Source organism: Cryobacterium algoricola, assembly GCF_004402485.1.
Lineage (GTDB): Bacteria > Actinomycetota > Actinomycetes > Actinomycetales > Microbacteriaceae > Cryobacterium > Cryobacterium algoricola.
The window spans coordinates 24,167-44,090 of sequence record NZ_SOFG01000016.1; the positions used below are offsets into that span (position 1 = coordinate 24,167).

Annotated in this window: 22 protein-coding genes; 14 read left to right on the forward strand and 8 right to left on the reverse strand. The window is 50.5% G+C overall.

Features of this window, described 5'->3' with window-relative positions; genetic code table 11:
- Positions 1–113: 113 nt before the first annotated feature.
- From E3O44_RS12525 to E3O44_RS12555, 7 genes are all read right to left on the reverse strand, one after another.
- Positions 114–368 (reverse strand): hypothetical protein, encoded by a 255-nt coding sequence (locus tag E3O44_RS12525; RefSeq protein ID WP_134535114.1) that lies wholly within the window; start codon positions 366–368, stop codon positions 114–116.
- Between the two features lie 166 nt (positions 369–534).
- On the reverse strand, positions 535–1,335 hold the full coding sequence (locus E3O44_RS12530) for an ArdC-like ssDNA-binding domain-containing protein (protein WP_134535115.1): 801 nt from the start codon (positions 1,333–1,335) through the stop codon (positions 535–537).
- Complete coding sequence (locus tag E3O44_RS12535) at positions 1,332–1,913, reverse strand: J domain-containing protein (RefSeq protein WP_134535116.1); 582 nt, start codon at positions 1,911–1,913, stop codon at positions 1,332–1,334. Before E3O44_RS12535 ends, E3O44_RS12530 begins: the two co-directional genes overlap by 4 nt.
- Before the next feature lie 286 nt (positions 1,914–2,199).
- Positions 2,200–2,631, reverse strand: a complete 432-nt coding sequence (locus E3O44_RS12540) for a hypothetical protein (protein ID WP_134535117.1) — start codon at positions 2,629–2,631, stop codon at positions 2,200–2,202.
- A 1,002-nt stretch (positions 2,632–3,633) separates the two neighbouring features.
- Positions 3,634–3,903 (reverse strand): con-10 family general stress protein, encoded by a 270-nt coding sequence (locus E3O44_RS12545; RefSeq protein WP_134535118.1) that lies wholly within the window; start codon positions 3,901–3,903, stop codon positions 3,634–3,636.
- A 2-nt stretch (positions 3,904–3,905) separates the two neighbouring features.
- Positions 3,906–4,370, reverse strand: coding sequence for a hypothetical protein (locus E3O44_RS12550; protein WP_134535119.1), 465 nt, complete (start codon positions 4,368–4,370; stop codon positions 3,906–3,908).
- Positions 4,371–4,615: 245 nt separating this feature from the next.
- Positions 4,616–5,260: an ERF family protein gene (locus E3O44_RS12555; protein ID WP_134535120.1), complete on the reverse strand. Its 645-nt coding sequence runs from the start codon at positions 5,258–5,260 to the stop codon at positions 4,616–4,618.
- 744 nt (positions 5,261–6,004) lie between these two features.
- Here E3O44_RS12555 and E3O44_RS20005 point away from each other — a divergent pair.
- The 8 genes from E3O44_RS20005 to E3O44_RS12595 all read left to right on the forward strand — a co-directional run bounded on the left by E3O44_RS20005 (position 6,005) and on the right by E3O44_RS12595 (position 12,379).
- Positions 6,005–6,718 carry a replication-relaxation family protein gene (locus E3O44_RS20005; RefSeq protein ID WP_134535121.1) on the forward strand — a complete coding sequence of 238 codons (714 nt, stop codon included), beginning with the start codon at positions 6,005–6,007 and terminating at the stop codon, positions 6,716–6,718.
- Positions 6,719–6,938: 220 nt separating this feature from the next.
- Positions 6,939–8,525, forward strand: coding sequence for a DUF4942 domain-containing protein (locus tag E3O44_RS12565; protein WP_134535122.1), 1,587 nt, complete (start codon positions 6,939–6,941; stop codon positions 8,523–8,525).
- 1,416 nt (positions 8,526–9,941) lie between these two features.
- Positions 9,942–10,250 (forward strand): hypothetical protein, encoded by a 309-nt coding sequence (locus E3O44_RS12570; protein WP_134535123.1) that lies wholly within the window; start codon positions 9,942–9,944, stop codon positions 10,248–10,250.
- A gap of 85 nt (positions 10,251–10,335) precedes the next feature.
- On the forward strand, positions 10,336–10,821 hold the full coding sequence (locus tag E3O44_RS12575; RefSeq protein WP_134535124.1) for a YdbT family protein: 486 nt from the start codon (positions 10,336–10,338) through the stop codon (positions 10,819–10,821).
- Positions 10,822–10,891: 70 nt separating this feature from the next.
- Positions 10,892–11,428, forward strand: coding sequence for a hypothetical protein (locus E3O44_RS12580; RefSeq protein WP_134535125.1), 537 nt, complete (start codon positions 10,892–10,894; stop codon positions 11,426–11,428).
- Complete coding sequence (locus E3O44_RS12585; RefSeq protein WP_134535126.1) at positions 11,428–11,895, forward strand: YopX family protein; 468 nt, start codon at positions 11,428–11,430, stop codon at positions 11,893–11,895. Before E3O44_RS12580 ends, E3O44_RS12585 begins: the two co-directional genes overlap by 1 nt.
- Positions 11,892–12,170 carry a hypothetical protein gene (locus E3O44_RS12590; RefSeq protein ID WP_134535127.1) on the forward strand — a complete coding sequence of 93 codons (279 nt, stop codon included), beginning with the start codon at positions 11,892–11,894 and terminating at the stop codon, positions 12,168–12,170. Before E3O44_RS12585 ends, E3O44_RS12590 begins: the two co-directional genes overlap by 4 nt.
- Entirely contained in the window at positions 12,167–12,379 is a 213-nt protein-coding gene (locus E3O44_RS12595; protein WP_134535128.1) for a hypothetical protein, read from the forward strand. Before E3O44_RS12590 ends, E3O44_RS12595 begins: the two co-directional genes overlap by 4 nt.
- A 26-nt stretch (positions 12,380–12,405) precedes the next feature.
- Here the strand turns inward: E3O44_RS12595 and E3O44_RS12600 are convergent, their stop codons facing one another.
- The gene (locus E3O44_RS12600; protein WP_134535129.1) at positions 12,406–14,043 is read right to left on the reverse strand and encodes a DNA methyltransferase; all 1,638 of its coding nucleotides are present in this window, start codon (positions 14,041–14,043) and stop codon (positions 12,406–12,408) included.
- 152 nt (positions 14,044–14,195) lie between these two features.
- Between E3O44_RS12600 and E3O44_RS12605 the strand changes: the two genes are divergently transcribed.
- From E3O44_RS12605 to E3O44_RS12630, 6 genes are all read left to right on the forward strand, one after another.
- The gene (locus tag E3O44_RS12605; protein WP_134535130.1) at positions 14,196–14,750 is read left to right on the forward strand and encodes a hypothetical protein; all 555 of its coding nucleotides are present in this window, start codon (positions 14,196–14,198) and stop codon (positions 14,748–14,750) included.
- Between the two features lie 47 nt (positions 14,751–14,797).
- A complete protein-coding gene (locus tag E3O44_RS12610) occupies positions 14,798–15,307 on the forward strand; it encodes a terminase small subunit (protein ID WP_134535131.1) in 510 nt (169 codons plus the stop codon).
- Positions 15,270–16,622: a PBSX family phage terminase large subunit gene (locus E3O44_RS12615; RefSeq protein WP_166792647.1), complete on the forward strand. Its 1,353-nt coding sequence runs from the start codon at positions 15,270–15,272 to the stop codon at positions 16,620–16,622. The genes E3O44_RS12610 and E3O44_RS12615 overlap by 38 nt, the downstream gene beginning before the upstream one ends.
- 16 nt (positions 16,623–16,638) lie before the next feature.
- Entirely contained in the window at positions 16,639–17,988 is a 1,350-nt protein-coding gene (locus E3O44_RS12620; RefSeq protein ID WP_134535133.1) for a phage portal protein family protein, read from the forward strand.
- Entirely contained in the window at positions 17,963–18,757 is a 795-nt protein-coding gene (locus E3O44_RS12625; protein WP_134535134.1) for a structural protein, read from the forward strand. Before E3O44_RS12620 ends, E3O44_RS12625 begins: the two co-directional genes overlap by 26 nt.
- Before the next feature lie 191 nt (positions 18,758–18,948).
- Positions 18,949–19,920, forward strand: coding sequence for a phage protease (locus tag E3O44_RS12630; protein WP_166792648.1), 972 nt, complete (start codon positions 18,949–18,951; stop codon positions 19,918–19,920).
- Positions 19,921–19,924 lie beyond the last annotated feature (4 nt).

Genomic DNA, 19,924 nt, shown 5'->3' on the forward strand with positions numbered 1-19,924 from the left:
CATAGGATCTCCTGCGGCTATTTTCTCATTTTCACCTAATAGCTGCAATGCTAATTTGTGAGAATAGAACTTTGCCCAGTCAATGATGTCCTGTACGGGGTCAGATTGAGGCGTCATTGCTGTTCTTCATTAGTAGTGCCATAGAGTGCTCGACGCATTGCCGCACGAAGAATGTTCTGTGTTCGTAATGCCACCCATATATCTGACGTTGAACTATTTAAGGGTGCATCTTCTTTTATCACATACTGGGAGAAGGCTTGCTTGATAGCTTCAATATCTGCATTAGATAGTAATTCGCCAAGTGTTATACCGTAGTCTTCTGGCTGAAAAGCCCTTAGTACTGCATCAAACGTGGTGGGAGTAGTCATAGTGCTATTACCCCATAGGTCAATGCTGTGAATCCGATAAAGAATACCCAGACCAGTTTCCATGTTGGTTCAGCAGTGTAGCCATTATTATTAACATTCCTGCTCCAGTGATGCATAAAAATTGCTGCACAAAGTCCAACGATTAAGCTAATAGTTATTCGCATCATTACTGTGTCTCCTTTGGCGCTTCACGCCCTGCGTTTAATACTTTTGTGCTCACATTTAGGACGCCCACGACGCTGGCCTCCGTCGGCTGGTCGTTGACCCAGCTCTGCGCATAACCGCGGCTGATTCGCGCTGTCTCTTTGTCTAGTTCACCTAGCTCATTTAGGCAGATGAAGGCACTCGCTTCTGCCTGATACTCAAACTCTCCACGATGGCCTTGATACTGAGCGATCTGATCTGGTGACGTATGGCCGTGCTCAATATGTGAAATCTCGTGCAAGGTAGTGCGCAGTGGATTAGGTGCCAGGGGATTGAGAGCAATCGTCCTTCCCACCGCGTACCCACCGATATTGCCGTTATACGACTCGAATGGCACGCGCTCGATGGCTAGAGCGCCCAGGGCGCGATCTACGCTCCAATGCAGCGGCTCATAGGGAGGAATCTCTTCGCCCTCCGTCTGGCTCAGTGGGAACAGCGCACGCACTACCTTGAAGCGCCGGATCATCTTCTGCTCTTCGTCATCGTTCTTTGACTCAACCTTGACTGCAATTGGCCGCAGGATTGAGAACGCTTTGCTTCCCTTTTGAACTTGTCGGTTTAGTTGGGTCCAGCGTTGGTAAGTGGCTACAGGCTCAGGCGGACAGCCTTGCAGCGCTAGGAAGCCGATATTGCGAGGTGAGTAGTTCCAAAATCTTCGGTACGTCTCACCTGTTGATCCCTCAATCGTGAGCAAACCCTCGAGTAGCTCTCTGTTACTTGGCGTCTCAAGTTTCGGCCGGCTGTTGGTTAGAAGCTCGGTCATACAGTGGCCTCTTTGTAGGCCTTCTGGATCTCGTTGAACCGGTACAACTCACCTCCCTGGTCTGGGTGGTTCTTCAGTAGAAGAGAGCGGTATGCGGCTTTGATCGTCTCGGGACTTGCTGATTGAGATACCTCAAGCACATCCCACCAGGTACGTGACTGGTACGGAGTGACTATGGATGTCGCTGGTAGTGCTTTGAAGCCTCGGAAGGCAGCATTAACCATTTCCTTGGCACCCCAGCGCTCAAGTCCGCGTAGGGCTTCGACGGTCTTGTGAATTGCCCGCATATTCTCGCGGATCGTGTACCACTTATCGCAAGGTATGCACTGATCTTCACCATTGAGCTTGAAGTAGACGGCAACCCCACGGTCATCTGGATCACGTCTTGAGGCATATGGTGCGCCATCGCGACGAAGCGCTACGTTCGTCGATATGACGATGTCTTTTGCACCGAGAAGTTGTAGCTCACGAATTAGGCCGTTCTGTGCTTCATTCTGACTTACCTGAAATTGTGATGTTCGAGGGTGTTGCGTTCGTGGCCAAGCACTGGGCCATTGAAGTGGGTATGCGTCAATCATTCATGTGGTTCCTGTTTAGTTTGATTCTCTATTGCTCGTTGGTCGCATTCAAAGTCCCTTCGGTTCCTGATTAGAGCAACGATGCTCAGTAGGGCAGGGAAGTCTTCAGCGAATTGACCGATTATGTCTAGGTGCTGCTCCACTGTCGCGAGTGCGCTATCACTGAACTTCTCCAGGTCCGCGTAGTCCGTTGACTTGTGAAGCTCTCGCGTCGTGAGCTCAATGGCTACGTCTTGCTTCATTGAACGAAGTTGCCTACTGCTCAGATGTTCAGTGGGACCCATGGCTAGGCATCTTTGCTCTTTTCTTGGGTAAGTTGATTAATGCGGTCACGCATATATTGACCATCATTGTCATCACTATCAAGAAGGTGTGAAGAATGTGGACACCATTTTTTAATGAATAGATTGAAGGCGTCAATGTCGGATGCTTGCGACTGTAATTGGTTCTCGTAGGCGTTGAGGTCTAGTGGTGGATCTATAGCTTCCCTTACTGCCTGAGCTGCCTCTGCGCGTTCTGCTGTAATAGCAGCGTTCCATTCGTTCTGTAAATCTTTCGTGACCTGCGCTGTATGGGAGTTAATATGAGGCAAAAGTATCCTTGCGAGTTGTGAAGCCTTTGTTTTGTCAGCTCCACCAAATCTGGCTATCTCGGCGATTAGTTGTCCGAGTAGGCTATCTTGCTCTAGTTGTACAGCTAGTGGTTCAATTCGTGGCATTCAATGTATCTCCTATTTAGTTGTATTGTGTGGTCCTGGCCTGAATCGATCAGCGCGGTCGTAGCACTATCAGCAGGTAGAGGGTTCCCTCCATGTTTCCTTTAGTTAGTCCGCGCTGATCGATCCAAGCCAGGAAGGCTGTGGAAAACTCCGGGGAATGCGTCGTTTGACAGTTTCCGAAGTTGAGTGCTCTTATTACGTTATTTCGCCAGCATTCGGCACGTTTGTCCACACTGCTGATCTAATGGACTTTTGCGGATTATGTTGTGTAGTTATGCGACGTTTGGCTCCTTGGGGTCAGAACGTCACACAACCTACATTTCAACACTCGACACTATTCCGACAATTCGCGATATGCGATCTAGTCGCTCATGTCAATCTTCCAAAATATGCGGTGTGCGTCACAGACGTAATCGACGTCACTGCCACTCGGAGTGTTTTGCTTAGTGCGCCAGCCTTGCGGTTCGCTGGTGTGATTGTGTCGCTGAGCAATACAGTCAGCTAGTGGCTCTCCGTGAACTTGCCACCCAAGGAACTTGTACCCCTTTGACAAAGCCTCCTGTTCTAGTTCTGATGGCTGGCGATATGGATACTGATTATCATGAAGTGCTTTCACCTCGTCTCCTTTGTGTTTAAATAGTTATATTGATGACTAGCCCTGAATCACTAGACGAAATCCTTTACCTCTCCGAAGAGAAGGGGATGTCAGCTGCTTTCATAAGAGAAGAGCTGAGCCTTCCGATCAGTGAGCGCCAGGTGCAGCGCTTGATCGCAAGTCGCCTAGGTCGTCGTCCAACGCGGGGGAGTGTCAGGCGTGCTGATCCAGTTCGTAGCCGCGTGGTGGCCTATATGGAGATGCAAGGACTGGATCAGTACTATTGCTCGTCTTGTTTGAAACCTCGCTTAGAGCCTGGCTTCATTCGAGCGCTGAATCGTGATCTCAGCCTTGATGTCCTGGTGTTCGTATGTCGTCACTGCTCTGTAGCAAGCGACCGGTAGCTTCTAGCGTCCGAGCATCGTCTTCCAGATCGAATGCTTGATAACCACGGGCTGCGCATCTTCCTGGACGACTTCGATCACTTTCACTGCTGGTCGTCGCTTAGAGATATGACCACCTTTGGCGCCTGCAATACGTGCCAGTTCAGGATTAGTGGCAAATCCACCAGTGTGCCCATTTTGACCACCGATGCGACCTGCTCTGGCGAAGTGTCCTGGATCACGCGCCAGTATCGTCGCTACTGCCTTGCGTGATCCTTCTTTTGTTCCAGTCATCGCTAGACTCGCGCCTTGAAGATTGAACGTCGTGGTGCCTTGTCTTGCTTCGCTTGGATCAGTTTGAGCTGGGCATCCATTCGCTCATGAAGGAACCTAATCGCTGTATCGAACTCATCACGAGTCGGCGCAGCGGCAAGCTTGTCTAGGTCTATAGCTAGCTGTTTCTCCTGTGCTTCGGCAGCCCGCTTAGCGGCGGGGATAAGCACCCCTTTGTAGAATCCTGCATCCTTTGCGTACTCATCAGCCTTGCGCTGTTCAGCCATGGTTGCTCGTAGTTGCTTAGCGGTGACGAACGCTGGCCAGGTCTTGCAACGTGCGACTGCTTGGATAGTTCCAACGCTGACATGGTGCATCTTTGCAATGTCAGCAGATTTATAGCTGTGCCGTTCTTGCGCGTGCCTTATGTCCTGTTTGATCGATAGGAACTTGATGCGCGTGATCTTGGTAGCTCGTGTACGTGACATCTATGCATTCTCCTGGGCGTTCGGCCCGTTAGTTTTTAGCAGTGCAAGCAACTCTGCTCGGCTACCGCTGTTTCGTTTGTTGCACGGCTCACAGAGGCCGTCTTTGTCTACTGATGTAAAGGTGAGACAGGCGATGCACTTGGCATCATTCGGGTACCGCTCGTTGTGTACCAGGTCACGGGCTTCTAGCTCGCGCTCTTGCTCTTCTAGTGACTCTGCTGTGTAGTCCAGATCATCAACGTGCATTAGACGTCTTCCAGAGCTTCGAGCTTGGCGATGGCTTCTGCCGCAGCCTTAGTGGTTGTCAGCTTTGGACCTAACAGCTTTAGCCACTCGACATCTTTGCCCTTTTGCGGTGCCAACTCTTCAATGCGGTCGAACTGTTCTTCTGTGGGTCCATCTGCTACTGGTGCGGCCGGCTGCGTGATAGCTGTTGGACTCTCAGCGTCTGGATCTTCACCCTTCTCACTGATGTTGAACTGGCGCATCAAGTAATACTTCAACGCGGACGTTGCGGCCTTGTTGGTTCCCTTGTCATCAAATGACAGGGCTTCACCTGTCCACGGCACCGTGAACTTGTCGTCAGGTTTGTCTGCATTGACAACATTGAATGAGAAGTCGATGAGCGCGTGATTTCCCTTTGCTCCGTACTTACTCTCTACCTCGTTGCGGCTCTGTTTAGAGGCGACTTGCATACGGGGGACAATCACCACTCCGTACTTCGCAAAGAGGCTTCGGAGCTCGCCTGCAACGGCTGCATACTCGATGAAGGCGTAGCCCTGGTCTTTGTTCGTGCCACCCTTTTTTATGAGGCCTACTTCGCCAGTGATCTTTGCTATCTTCTGGTAGATATTCAGCTGTGGGTAGTCCTTTAGATCAGAGTCGGCCATACATTCGTCCTCAGCGCTGTTGTGAGCGCTTCTCGTACACGTTGACGTGGTGTGGTGAAGTCATGTCGCTTCGGTGTGAATGCGGCTGATTTTGCCTCTGCAATGCTGCGACGCAGGTTGATACGCTCTGTTGTAGCCTTACTCAGTTGGACTCGTTTGCTTTGTAGATGTTTCATGTTGATCTGTTCCCTTTTTTAGTTGTAAGTAGTTCCTTAGTAGTCCCGAACGTACTGGGATGAAGACGTTGCCGTTTCGGAGGATTAGGTTCGCTGCAATTACTGCTGGCGCTACCTTCTTACCCTGGCGGATTGTCTCTTCTCTAGCTGCTTCTGTAAGGACCTGAATAAGTTCTGACTCGAAGCTGTACCCTGGGTTGGCGAGCTTTCGCCCCTTTTTCTTTTTCGGTATCCACCATTTGATTAGTGCCATTGTCGTGTGTCCTTAATGCTTCCCCCTTAGAAAATGTTGTTAATGTGATGCAGACTAATCGCTGTCGAACCAATCAATTGATGTTCCGCTTTTGTCTGGGTCGTATTATGAGCTTGAGAGCTTTAATAGTCAAGTGTATTAATGATTGAATACACTAGGCTATGTGGATAACTCGAAGTAGTGCGTCTGAGTCATCTGTCGTGGTGTGTAAATGGCTGTGTGGCTGTTGTGGCATTCGGCCCACACCAGATTCCCGTAATCACGGGGCGCGGCGGCAGTTTGACACGCGTACTTCGTTGCTACATAGTGACTCACATGTTCATACTTGATCGTGACCGTCAAATTGTCCTGTCTATTGCCCAGTTCGGACAGCTACCATCAGGCCACATTAAAGTCATGCACTTCAACAGTCATAAGTCAGTCACTCCTATGTACCGCGCCTTAGACCGTCTCGTGGCCTTCCGCTATATCAAACGACTAGAGCGTCGTCCTATAGGTGGGAACGGCTCAGGGAGTGGTCAATACGTCTATCAGCTGGGGAGCGCGGGCTGGGCGCTGAGCGGGCGAGAGGGTAGGTACTGGCCTACTAGGTCGGTCAATCACCACACCATAGGAATTGCCGACGCCTACCTTGAACTGCTGTACCTACAGCACCAGGGGAGACTGACTATAGATACAGTCACCACTGAGCCTGATACCTGGCGAGTGATCGCGGGAGCTGACCTGCGACCTGACCTACATGTTGAGGTATCTGACATTGGTCGTCAACGCTATTTGAGTCTCTGGCTAGAGATTGACTTAGGCACGGAACGAGAAAGCGCCATCAAGGACAAGCTGGCTCGATATCTCCATGCCTTTGAGAATGCGGATAGCGAGACGCTTCCAGTCTTTCCGCTGGTTGTATTCATAGCGCCAGACGATGCACGAGCGCGTTGGTTGCGTTCGGTAGTTGAACGTGGGCCGAAAGACGCGCAGGCTTTGTTCCTCGTTTCTACGATGTCTGAGTTTGCGCCTTTGATATTCTCTTAAGTTGTTTTAACCACTACGGAATATACTTGCTTATTAAAGGTGTTGAGCGCATAATACCTATATAACTAAACAAGGTCAAACTTATGAACACAATTGAACTCAACGGCGCGAATCCAGAGGCAATCGCAGAACTAATCGGTGGCACTCTAATCATGGTAGATGCCACTGCCGACACTGCGATGATAGCTGGCGGTGATCTCAACAAGTTAGAGGTCGCGTAATGTTCGGCAATGACTTTTACCCCACGCCGATAGAACTCATCGACAAGATGCGACGAGCCGTTGACATGAATAGAGTCCGCACTATCCTTGAGCCATCGGCAGGCCGCGGTGATATTGTCGAGCGTATAGCTGCTATGGACGGGGTATCCTCTCGCAACGGTGAACCGACGCACGCTATAGATACCATTGAACTAGATGAAGAACTTTGCATGATATTGACTGGCAAAGGATATAAGCCAATTGCCCGTGACTTCCTGAAGTTCAACACTTATGGGTCATATGACTTAATAGTCATGAACCCCCCATTTTCAGATGGTGACGCCCACCTCATCAAAGCGATTAACATGCAGCGGCGCGGCGGCCAAGTGGCTTGCTTATTGAATGCCGAAACACTGCGGAACCCGTACACGAACCAACGTAAAGAGCTTGCGTCACTCATCAAGAAATATCAAGGCACGGTTGAATACATGGGCAATGCCTTTGGAACAGCTGATCGAACGACAAAAGTTGAGACGGCGCTTGTGTATATCAACATTGAACCAATGACTGCGCCCAGTGACATACTCAAGAACCTTGCAGAGGCTGAAGTCTTAGAGCGCCAAGAAGAACAGAGCGCAACTGACCTAGTCGATGGCGACTATACAACAGGAGCGGTGCGTCGCTATGAGATCGAGATGAAGGCGGGACTTAAGCTCATTGATGAATACCAGGCATTGAAGCCACTTCTAAGCCGGAGCTTCTCTGGTGATAAACATCCGATTCTTGAGCTAACAATCGGGCGTGAAGCCTTCACTAATATTCGTGACGAGTTCGTGAAGGCCATGCGCATCAAGTACTGGAGTGAATTATTCCAGTCCAGCGAGTTCACCAAAATATTTACCTCGACAACTCGTGACGCCTATCACAAGCAGATCAAAGACCTAGAACGATATGAAGTGACAACAGCAAACATCAAACAAATGCAGCTGGAAATTTCGCAGTCAATGATAGGAAATTTAGATGAGTCAATTGTTTACCTCTTCGACGAGTTCTCAAGCCACTACTATGACGAGCAATCAAACAACATCCACTACTACAACGGATGGAAGACCAACAAAGCGTACATCATCAATAAGAAGGTCATTACCCGGCTCAATGCGTACTCAGGCTGGAATGGTTGCAATCCCTCAGAGTGGCAAGTGGTCCAGAAGCTGGAGGACATCGAAAAGGTATTCGCCTATCTCGATGGGAAGATCTCGAAGGACATGGATGAGCTGAGGGCAACGCTTGTATCTGCTACCAACTCCCAAGAAAGCCGCGGCATCGTTACTAAATACTTCACCGTCGACTTCTACAAGAAGGGGACAACACACATCACCTTCACGCGCCCTGACTTGTTGAAGAAGTTCAACCTCATTGGATCGCAGCGCAAAGGTTGGCTTCCACCTACCTATGGCAAGAAGGCCTACACCGATCTAGGCGAAGAGGATCGTGACCTGGTTGATGAGTTTGAAGGTAAAGCGTCCTACGCAGAGACAGTGGCTAATACCGAGTTCTACACAGACCGGCCACAGCTAGGTACAGTACGTCTCGGCCTTATAGCGTGATCGTGAACACAGTGACAGGGGAGATCGTTGACCTCTCAAAGCTTAGGAGATCCCCCAGGCGAATAGTCCATAGGGTTGCACGGCGTCCAGTTGTTCGGAATTACCGAACTACTGCCAGGAACGATGACACAGGCGTATGGCTCGGGATACTTGCTCTCCTGGTCGCCTCTATGGCACTCATCAGATAAAGAAGAACCCCGCTACTTGGCGGGGTTTATTTCTTCTGGCAGTGAGGTTGAAGGACGCCGCCTGCGAGGGGGTTGGCCTTTCATTCTCTCGACTAATTGTGACAGATAGCGGATCTTTTTCCTATCCTCTTCACGGTCAGCATCAATGGCGCTTTGTGGTCGGGGGAATACTAGATCCGGCACGTCGATAACTCTGAACAGTGATTGTTTGTTTTGCCCATTCTTCATGTCCCGCATTATGCGGTGTCGTAACAGATTTGCATAGAGTGAAGTGCGGGAGTTATCCACTTAACGTCACAATTGCACAGTGATTGAGCATTGACTTAATCTGTGACTTTCCGCATACTTCAGTCATAACCGTTTGCCATTCTCTACTGTTTGGCATTCGGCTGATATAAGTAGGCAAAAGAAAAGCCCCGATTGCTCGGAGCCTCTAATGCCATTCTCTACTGCTCTTATTTTAACAGTTTTGAAATCTTATGCAACACCCGTGGGGAGCTTTCGACTAGGTAGGTCAGGATGCGGGTATAAACAAATGACTGAATATCTAGCTCAACGTTTTCGGCTACCGTAAAGCCTGCTTTGTACTGATGAACTGTACCTTCACAATTCGGATCAGCGTTATATACGGCACGGGGGTAAAACCCTACTTGTATCTCCTTAGGTACTTGTTTAGCTCGGGGTCTTATGGCACTACACCACGGTGGACCGAGAGGCACATAAGGCTCCCGTGCTGTCTATAACGATTGAAGGTAACTGTGAGCCAGTGTCTTGAAGTCTATACGAGTCTGAAAGCATGCAAGTGATAGAACAGGCACCCTCGGTTATGGAGATTGCAACCTGACATCGAGAGACTAACCATCGGTGCTGGCACTGGCTCTCACATACCTTCAATACCTATACATGTTTAATATGTTCTGTTGATACGTTAAAGAATCTTCAAAACAATAACATGAGGGGGGAGTTAGTAATCAAGCTAACCCTGATCCAACCGAACTGCTACACCTCACTCAGGGAATGCTTGAATATCAACTCCCCGCGCTTACGCTGCGGTTTAGGGGTTTGTTTGCGTTGGTCCAAAGTACACGAAGTTGTGTTTTTTAGATGCGCGCAGCTCCCGTCGGTCGAAAGTCTAAGAGAACAGGTGAAGTGTTGCAATGTCCCATCTCAGCGGCTAGCTAGGGAAGGGGGGCTTATGATTTAGGGAAGGTATACAGAAGGAGACCTCATGACCCTGATCGGATCTGCGCTACTGAATGGAAAGTGGGTCAAGTTAACGAGCCATGGCTACTCATTTATTGTCACTATCTCCTACGCAGGTTTTATTGAGCATGACGTATTTAGTGCTGATGGCACTCATGGTTTAACTGGAACAGTCCAGATTGACATTGATGAAGATGAAACAGTTGCCCGACTAAGCTCTAATGGATATATCTCTATTGTCCGGGGGAGTAAAAATGAGTTGATTGGGGTGGAAACGTCTGAGACTAACCCAATGCATTCAGTCGAGGTCCGATATTTTCGTTATTCATTCTAGTAAGGTCCTCAATGCGTTTTCTAAAGTACACGAATCCGTGTTGTTTAGAATTGACGGACTAAACGGGATCAATCATATTTGAGACATGATCCCACTACCCGCACGAGTCTATAAATCCTTCTTCGGCTACGTCATTATCGCCGTCGCTTCTGCCTCGACGCTCGGGCTTGTATACGTCGGCCTGGTATCGCTCATTGAAAGCGGCACCGTTGATCCCTACCTTGTCTTCTGGATCGCCGTAGTCGCCGTGCTATCAATCGTGACGGTTGCCATCATCCAAACATGGGTCTACAGCCTTAGCTACATAGAACTCAACTCAGACGGCATTGTCATTAAGAACTGGATCACACTATTCGTTAGCAAGGATGAGAAGTTCGAGTGGGTGCGTGTCTCGCGCTCGACTGCTGCTAAAGGCGGCATCTTTGGCCAGGTATTGAATTACGGGGCCATCAGCATTGAGACAAACGGTGGATCGGTCCAGGCGAAGATAACGATGGTCCCTAAGCCTGAGTACTGGCAAGACCAGATAAACCTCAAGGCGGATCAAGCAACTATTGACGGCTCTAATTAGTAGCGAAATGTCTTGACTTTTCAATCAGGTAAGCGCATAGTAACGCCACAACTAAACAAGGAACATCAATGTGCTCGATAATAACCCAGATACTACATTCAAACCACTACACGTCATAGGTGCAATCTTTGCTGTCCTTATCGTGCTTGGTGGTATTGCAGTTCTCATCACGAACTACATCGCCCAGGTCAATGCGCCCACACCGATTACACAAACAATCGCACCAGCTGAGCAATCTAAAGAACTCACGAAAGCGGCCGCAGTAGAAGCCGTGCAAGCCGTCGATGCGCCAAGTGTTGATACAGCAGCCACCTCACCCGCGCCTGTCGCACCTGAAGCCCCAGCAGCTACCCTACAGCCGGCCTTTGCCTATGCAGCCGAGATGAGTGCAGCTGGTATTGCTCCTGCTGACCAGAGCTATGTAACTGACATGGTCCTAGGCGATCACGGTTGGCGCACTGTTGGACCTGGTCTTTGGAAGTATGCAACTCGCAACGCCTCAGAAGGACTCTTTTGGAACCTTCAGCGCGTCGACCACTACGTTGCTATCAACTACGGGTCATGGGCAGCAGCTCACGATGCATGGGTGAGTGGGGGTGACTTCTAATGCGTGAGATCAAGTTCCGCGCGTGGGACAAAGTGAATAGAGCGGTTTATGAAGTCGTATCAGTTGCGTGGAGCTATGGAGACATCCTACGTAAACACAGCGATTCCCGCATTAGAGGTGACTGGGTGCCAGAAAAGATCGTTGTTGTACTAAACAATGGAAGAGCGCGTACCTTCGACTATAGAGATACCTCTAATATGCCGCGTGGATATACGACACGTGATATTCGTGACCTTAAGTTACTCCAATACACCGGACTTAAAGACAAGAACGGTGTGAAGATATACGAAGGCGATGTTGTTATGAAGCAAGGCGGTAAGCGCGGCAAAATCTTCTTCTATGCTGCCGGATTCTTCTGGGAGAACAGAGACACCACTATGACTCCTCTCGCTGAGTTCGGCTTTGGCACAGGTATGCACTACGAGGTAATAGGAAACCTCTATGAGTCACCGGAGCTACTGAAGTGAGTACTCTTTCCCAACTGATTCAACTTTGCAAATGCGGTGTCACGGTTGAAGTGAACGAGCACAGGAACTATTACGAGAGTGCGGAGAATTATCTATCCCGTTGGAATGATGAGGACATTGTGCCTGAGATGCGACGTCGGATGATCGCCTCGAACACCATCGCTCAGGTGCAGTTTTACCCACACACCGCAGTCGGCTTCTACGTCCTATTCGGCATCGATGTTGATGCCGTTCTTACTGAAGCACTTGAACTTGCCGAAGAGATCGCATCATGAGCGAGCACCTACCAACACCAGAAGAGAACGGTCAGCCTGACGTCTCGAAGATGGCCGAGTCGGAACTAATCGACATCATTGCGGACATCTCAACAGCTCTCACTCCGCTTGGTTCGGATGCCTTTGATGAGTACATGCGACGTAGAGGCGAAGTGCTCAATCGCGCCATTGCAGAACAGAGCGACAAGCAGATTGAGGACCAGGAATGACGCAGAGGACGTACTTTTCAGGCGTCCTACATGTCAAAGAGTGAGGTCTTACCTGTCGGTAGTTTTTGTTTCTTAGCTTCAATGTATGGAGAAAGTGTCGGCGGCATTTGAGGACGCTTCCCGCTCAGTAGCTCTGCGATGGTGATGTGTTGCAACAGTGGATACTGCTGACCGTTCGCAGGGTGAGTGAAGACTCCACCGTGATCAATCGCGTCTTTGACGCCGCGTGTGGGATCAGTCAATGAGACGAGTATCCCCATTTGCGCCTTTTGTGTTTCGACCGTCCCTTTGAGGTCGCGCACCATTGCGGGGTTAAGGGTCTTACCGCCCTTGACAGAAACCAGAACTTTACCGATCTTGCCACCACCGTCGAGTGGGAAACGTGCAACTCCGTCGATGCCCTTATCGCCGACCTGTTTCTGATTCGGTTCGGCGCGCACCAATGAAACAGCCCAACGCTCGAACTCAAATGGAGACCGTTCAAACAGCGCATGGGCACTGAATACATCCTTTGGAATGCCGTTCAGCTCAAACGTATCGATGATGTCGTCGCCGTAGGTATGTTGTAACCGCTTCACGATGAGGTCGACAGCGATGTAGGTGACGTCAATGCCAATCCACTGTCGATCAAAGCGCTGCGCAGCGTCCACAGCTGTGCCACATCCGCAGAAGGGGTCAAGAACAACGTCGCCAGGATTCGTACTGCTCTTGATAATCCGTTCAAGCAATGAGACAGGCTTTTGGGTTGGATAGCCCAACCGCTCCGGACTTGTGCCACCGAGGCTCACGATATCGTTCCAGACATCTTGAACTGGCACACCAAGACCCTCATCGAGGTAGTTCTTCATGCGCAACCGTCCGCCGTCTTTGGCAGGATAGTGAAGCTTCCGCTTGGTATCTAGGTCAGCCATCTTCCCTGGCTCTACCTTCCAGCCGTTAGCCGGTGGCTGATAGGTAATTCCGTTAGAGGCAGTATATGGATACGTCAGGTTCGGCCGGGGATTGGGGCTAGCGAGGTTTTGCTCCATCCAGCGCCGTCCATCTGTGTCCTCAAAGCGAAACCTCTGTTTGATGTACGCCTCGTCGTACTCGATGTATTGCTTATTGAATGTTGGGTTCTTGCCTTTGGAGTAGAACAAGATGGTGTCATGAACAGCGCCGTAGCCCTTGGCGTCGTTGTGAGATCCGTAGCGCCGCCAGACAATCTCCGACCGAAACTTGTCAGGGTCAAAAATAGCGTCGAGCAGTATCTTCAAGTAGTGGCTCATGGTGGGGTCGCAGTGCAAATACAGCGATCCAGTCTTCTTGAGTACACGGTGTAGCTCAACAAGTCGTGGGGCCATATTGACGAGGTAGGCCATCGCGTCGTTCTCACCTAGCAACGTCCGGAACGCTGATAGGGCATCGACTACCTTGCCGGGACCTGTAGCAACAAAATCGTTGTATTGACTCTCTGTGGCGTGCGTCCACGTCCATGTGTCCTCAAACGCTTCAATCTGCGCAGAGTTATCGTCATCAGTCCGCCCATTGCGAGAGAAGATGACTGAGTAGTTGCGGTTGGAGTTGAACGGTGGATCAAGGTACACCAGGTCGACTGACTCGTCTTTGATGTACTGCTTCAAGACGACGAGATTGTCACCGAAGTAAAGTTCGTTCTTCCCCATGGACTCAGGATAGCTGAGCGCTCGTGGGCTACTGGTACGGCCTGGCCGCGGAACACCACTCTCACTCTGCAAGACAATCCCGAACCGTGGAAGAAGCTTGCACCGCGGGTCGGACGCAAATTTTCATCTGATGCTTGCTCTACCTTTGGGGTATGGATCTTGGGTGGTTTGGCGCATGGTGGATTACACAGAGCTGGGGCACTGTTGCTGATTGGGTGACCGGACTGCTGACGGCTCTCACGCTGTGGCTTGGTTTCTCTATCTTGGCGAGTGATAGGAAGCGAGAAAAGCAACGTCTGGCAAATCGCTTTATGACTCACGCGATGCTAGGTGCGAAAGCAAGCTCGGGAAAACCTCAGACCTGGTTCATAGAGGTACGTGCGTTCAATGGTGGGGATATGCCGATCAATGAAGTGCTTGTATCGATGCCGTATCACCCTGTCGAATTTATGGTCGACACGTTTCGAGCAGGCATGAATGTTGAGCCGATAGCTCCACAAGAAACGCTGAAACGTACATTTGACTTCGCTGATAGCCCAGTTAATAAGGGTCTAATGATTGCCTTCTATGATGCTGATGGTATTAAATGGCATCGAGATTTGCTCAAAGGGAATTATCTGTCAAAGCGGGAAGTGAAACGCTATAGCAAGCCTGTGACTCCCTGGTACTTGAAAATATTCAAACTCCGGAAATTGATTGTTCGCTAAGTCTCCCTTTCATATTGCATGGTTTTATGCATAAATAGACACAACATATGGCCGACAAAGAAACACCAGTAGAAGCACAACTAGAAAAACACCCAGGCGGTCGTCCTTTAGCTTTTGCAACTGTTGGAGAACTAAAACAGGCTGTCGATTCGTACTTCAACAAGTGCGACCCTCATACAGAAATGCGACAGGTGGAAGCAGGTGTAAATCAAGCTGGTGAGACCATTTGGCAACGCCGCGAGATCATGACTGAACAACGTCCATACACGATGTCCGGATTGGCTCGCCATCTCGAAATTGATCGCAAAACCCTTCTCAATTACAAGAAAATAGAACAGTATTTCCCCACGGTGGAAGCTGCTAGAGAGCGTGTACACGAGTTCGCAGAAGAGCAGCTGTATGGGAAGAGCGCTGGCGGTGCTCAGTTCGTGTTGAAAAACAACTTTGACTGGAAAGACCGCAGCGAAGTCGATCTAACAACTAAAGACCAGCCACTCGCAATGGTGGAGTTTATTGGCGGTGGATCAACGACCAACAGTCAAGATCCAGTTTCTTAACGAGTTTCGTGAGCTCTTCAATGAAGCCTGGCGAAACATCGTCTTCTACGGTGGGCGTGGCTCCGGCAAGTCGAAGCACGTAGCTCTAGCTCTCATACTTCGCGGCCGGCAGAAGCGCTTACGCATCCTCTGTACGCGTGAGATCCAGAACACCATTAGCGACTCTGTTCACAAGTTGCTGCGCGACATTATTGATGAGAACGGTTTCACCGACTATGAGGTGACCGACAAGCTCATTCGTAACAGGGTCACAGACACTGAATTCCTATTCGCTGGCCTTCGGCACAACGTCAACGAGATCAAGTCGATGGAAGGTATCGACATCGCCTGGGTAGAAGAAGCCCAGAGCATCAGCGACGCCAGTCTGAAGGTCCTAGCGCCGACTATCCGTAAAAAGGGTAGCCAGCTGATCTTCACTTTCAACCGTTTCAAAGAGCTGGACCCTGTGTATGTGCGCTACGTACTGAAGAAGCCAGCAAAGACATACAGCGCCCAGGTGAATTATGACGTTCTGGACCGCGCAGGGCTCTTCCCTGACACGCTGCGGCTTGAGATGGAAGAAGATCGCAAAGACCCAGCTGCGTTCGCGCACGTGTGGCTAGGTGAGCCAGTAAACCAGGCAGACAACGCGATCATCAGCCGTACAGCCGTGCTCGAAGCGATGGATCGAAACGTAGATGATGAAGGGGCGGTCCAGGTCGGCGTCGACGTTGCTCGTATGGGTGATGACCGCACCGTGTTCAAGAAGCGCAAGGGACTCAAGCTGGTTGACAGCGCATCACATACCCACCTACGGACCACTGAAGTCTGCGACGAGCTGGAAGTCTTCGTTGGATTTCAAAAAGCCTCCCTTCCAGACGGCGGCCCGAACCCGGATGCGGTGTTGATCAAGATTGACGACACGGGTGTTGGTGGGGGAGTGACTGACGAGATGATCCTGCGCGGCTACTGGGTTATGCCGATCAACTTTGGTTCAATGTCATCAGACCCGGATAAATACCCCAACCTCATCAGCGAGATGTGGTTCTATCTAGCGACGATCATGCCGACGATCGACCTTCCGCTAAGCGACGGGCTTTTAGGTGAGCTGACAAGCCGTCTTTGGAAGATGGACACCAAAGGGCGCCGCGGTGTTGAGAGCAAGGGCGACTATAAAAAGCGCGGGATGCGATCACCTGATGAGGCTGATGCAACGATTCTCGCCTTCTATGAAGCCAATATCGAGTTCGTCTATGAAGCCTCTGTCGACCACGATGAGCACGATGATGAACCTACTCCGACATTTGGCGGGTCATTGTTAAATAAAAGGTTCTAGTTTAAATTAGTGATAAATGGCAAGTAAGACTAAGAACTCCAACCAAAGGATATCGCCCGAGATAGGCGATACTGGTGTTCAGATCTTTAATGGCATCATCACAGGCGAAGAGTACAACCCTGATCTATCTGGCAAACGGGGGATAAAGATCTGGAACGAGATGCGCGATGGTGATGCATCTGTAAAGGCTTCACTCAAGGCTATCAATGAGCCGATTAAGGCCCTGCCGTGGTTCATTACGCCAGCATCTAACGAGCAGGTCGACCTAGACGCCGCAGAGCTTGCAGAGCGAGTCATATTCACAGTGCTGCGTTTCAAGACTTCGCTGGGCGAAATCCTCACATGCCTACCTTTCGGCCACTCGGTCCAAGAGAAGGTACTTGGTGTTGTGGAACTAGATGGCGTAGAGCGTGTTGTATTCACCAAGCTCTCATTTCGAAAGCAAATCAGTATCAGCTCTTGGGAGACGTTGGAGCACACGCCAGGCATTACTCAAATCACGAGCGGTGGGAAGTTTAAATCGATCCCACTAGAGAACCTCGTCGTCTACACAAACGAGCAGGAGGGCGACAACTACGCGGGCAAGAGCATCCTTCGTCCTGCCTATAAGCACTGGTTCTATAAGGACAAGATTTACCAAATTGATGCGATCGGTTCAGAGCGACAGTCTCTCGGCGTCGTGAAGATCAAGCACCCTAAGAATGCGACTCCAAAGGAACTGAACGCAGCACACGACGCTGCTCGCAACCTACGCGCAAATGAAGAAGCCTTCATCGATGAACCAGACGGCTGGGACATCAACTTCATGGATATGCAGGCGAAGACGCTCAAAGACAACGAGCCATCGATCAATCACCACGACCGTCAGATCGCAAAGAACGTCCTGGCGACCTTCATGGACCTTGGTGCTACGAGCGGCAGTGGGTCCAGGGCTGTTGGTGGTACTCAGATGCAGTTGTTCGAGATGGCTGTTCAGTCGGTAGCAGACACAATCGCTGACACCTTCAACCAGTACGTAATGAAGGATTTAATCGACCTTAACTTCAACGTCACTGACTACCCGAAGCTCACGCCTGGTCGAGTAACGAAAGAGAACCTTCCCGAGATCGCAGCTGCATTCAAGGTCTTCGTTGACGCAGGAGCCATTACCCCTACTGAAGAAGATGAAGCACACATCCGCAACCTGATCCGTTTCCCTGACATGCCTGATGGCGGCCAAGCGGAGAAGACGAGTGTCAAGAAGACCACTCCAAAGAAACAACCAGGAGACAACGGTGATACGACAAATGAAGCCCTCACGAAAGCAAAACAGGCTCACGCTGAGCTAACGAGGGTCCTCTATGGCGACGCGACAAGAGCTGCTTAGCGCCCGCGAAGATCTGCACGTACACATCCACGCTGCGGAGGATTGGCAAGAGAGCTACAAGGCGAGTCCTAATACGTTTGTTCAACTACTGCGCCTCGAGGCCGCGTTAGAGAGCGCTGCAGGGGAGTACTTGCTTGGCCTGGCGACTCGTTCGCTTGGCTACGTTGATTGGTCCCGTCTACCTGACCCCATCAAGGCTGATGCTGGTCCCGTGGTCAACAATGATGACCCGGCTTGGAAAGAAGAGCAGGTCATACTCACGGCCGCGGTCCTCTCGACCATCACTGAACTAATCACCACCGGCGCCGAAGCTGGTGAGTACGTCTACAAGATCCCCGCCGGCTACACGTCTTTAGACGAAGCGATCATGGAAGCAGCTCGCAATCACGTAGGTGGTTTGGTCAAAGGTGTCACCGAGACGACACGGAAGCTCATACGCGAGTCTGTAGCCACCAGCATCGCAATGGGAGAAGACCTCAGCGCGTCTAAAGCCCGTCTCATGAAGATCATGAACAATCCGGTGCGTGCCGAGATGATCGCAGCTACAGAGTCTGTGAACGCCTACCAGACAGGGCTGTACCACTACGCCAAAACGACAGGCGCGAAGAAGAAGACATGGGATGGGCTGAGAGGCGCATGCAATCTGTGCTTCCCGCTCATCGGTAAGACCATTGGCATTGATGAACTATTCGATGTCGGCAATGGTACTAAAGCCCTATTCCCAGCGATTCATATCCGTGATCGCTGCGGTGTTATCTATATTTACTAAATCTTATTGACATACATACCTGCATGGTTCAAATTATGCAGTAGATGAACACACGACTAATTACACACGTAAAGATCTCAGCGGACGCAAATGGTGATCTACCTAAGTCGGTTGTACTACTTAAAGCCGGTAGCTGGAACACTCCATGGCACGGCGACTTCGAACACACTGAATCTGACATCCAGGAGTACGTGAACAACGCGAAGGCGGGCGTTGGACTCCCGGAGGACGACCCTCGCATCGTCATCAACTACAGCCATAAGGGTGCAGAGAAGGCAGCGGGATGGATCAGTCCTTCAACGCTGCGCGCTGAGATCGTTGATGGAATCCTGTCCGTTGTTGGTGATCCTGAATGGACACCAGCTGGAATTCAGGCCCTAAAAGACAAGGAATTCTGCTACATCTCTCCAGAGTTCAACCCACGTGCACTGCCGTGGGAGGACCCAGAGCAAGAGTGGCACTTCGTGGCCAACGTCCTTACGGGCGCAGGGCTCACGAATATCCCACTGTTCAAGAAGCTCAAGAAGGTTTCGGCCTCTGAGCGACCGGCCAGTAATAAACCAAATGAAGGAGAACCTATGACGTTCAAACTAGAAGAAGTACGCGTACTCAAAGCAGACGCACTAAACACCGAACAAAAAGCATTCTTGGTCGAGCACAAAAATGAACTCACTAAAGAAGAGCGCAAAGAGTTCGGCATCAAAGCTGACGCAAAGCCTGTGGCAGCAAGTGTCACTGGCCAGGTCATGATCACAGCCAGTGAGCTGAGCCAACTGAAGGCAGACGCAGCACAGGGCGTCATCGCAGCTCAAAGACTCGAACGCAACGAAGCAAGCTCATTCGTGAGCGATCAGATCAAAGCTGGCCGTGTAAAGAGTGGTGAGAAAGAAAGCACCATCGACATGTTGATGGCAGCTGACGAAGGTACTCGCGCAACCATGAAGACCTTCATTGAGAAGCTTCCTGAGAACAAAGCGATCAACGCAGAAGCGCTTGGTGATGGTGGTGAAGCGGCAGCCGCAACTGCTAGCGACGAGCTCAATGTAGAAGCAGACAAGGTCGTCGCTAGTTCAAATGGCAAGACTCGCTACAGCGAAGCGGTCAAACAAGTTCTCGCATCAAACAAAGAACTTCGTACTCGCGTAGACGCGGAACGAAAGTAATAAG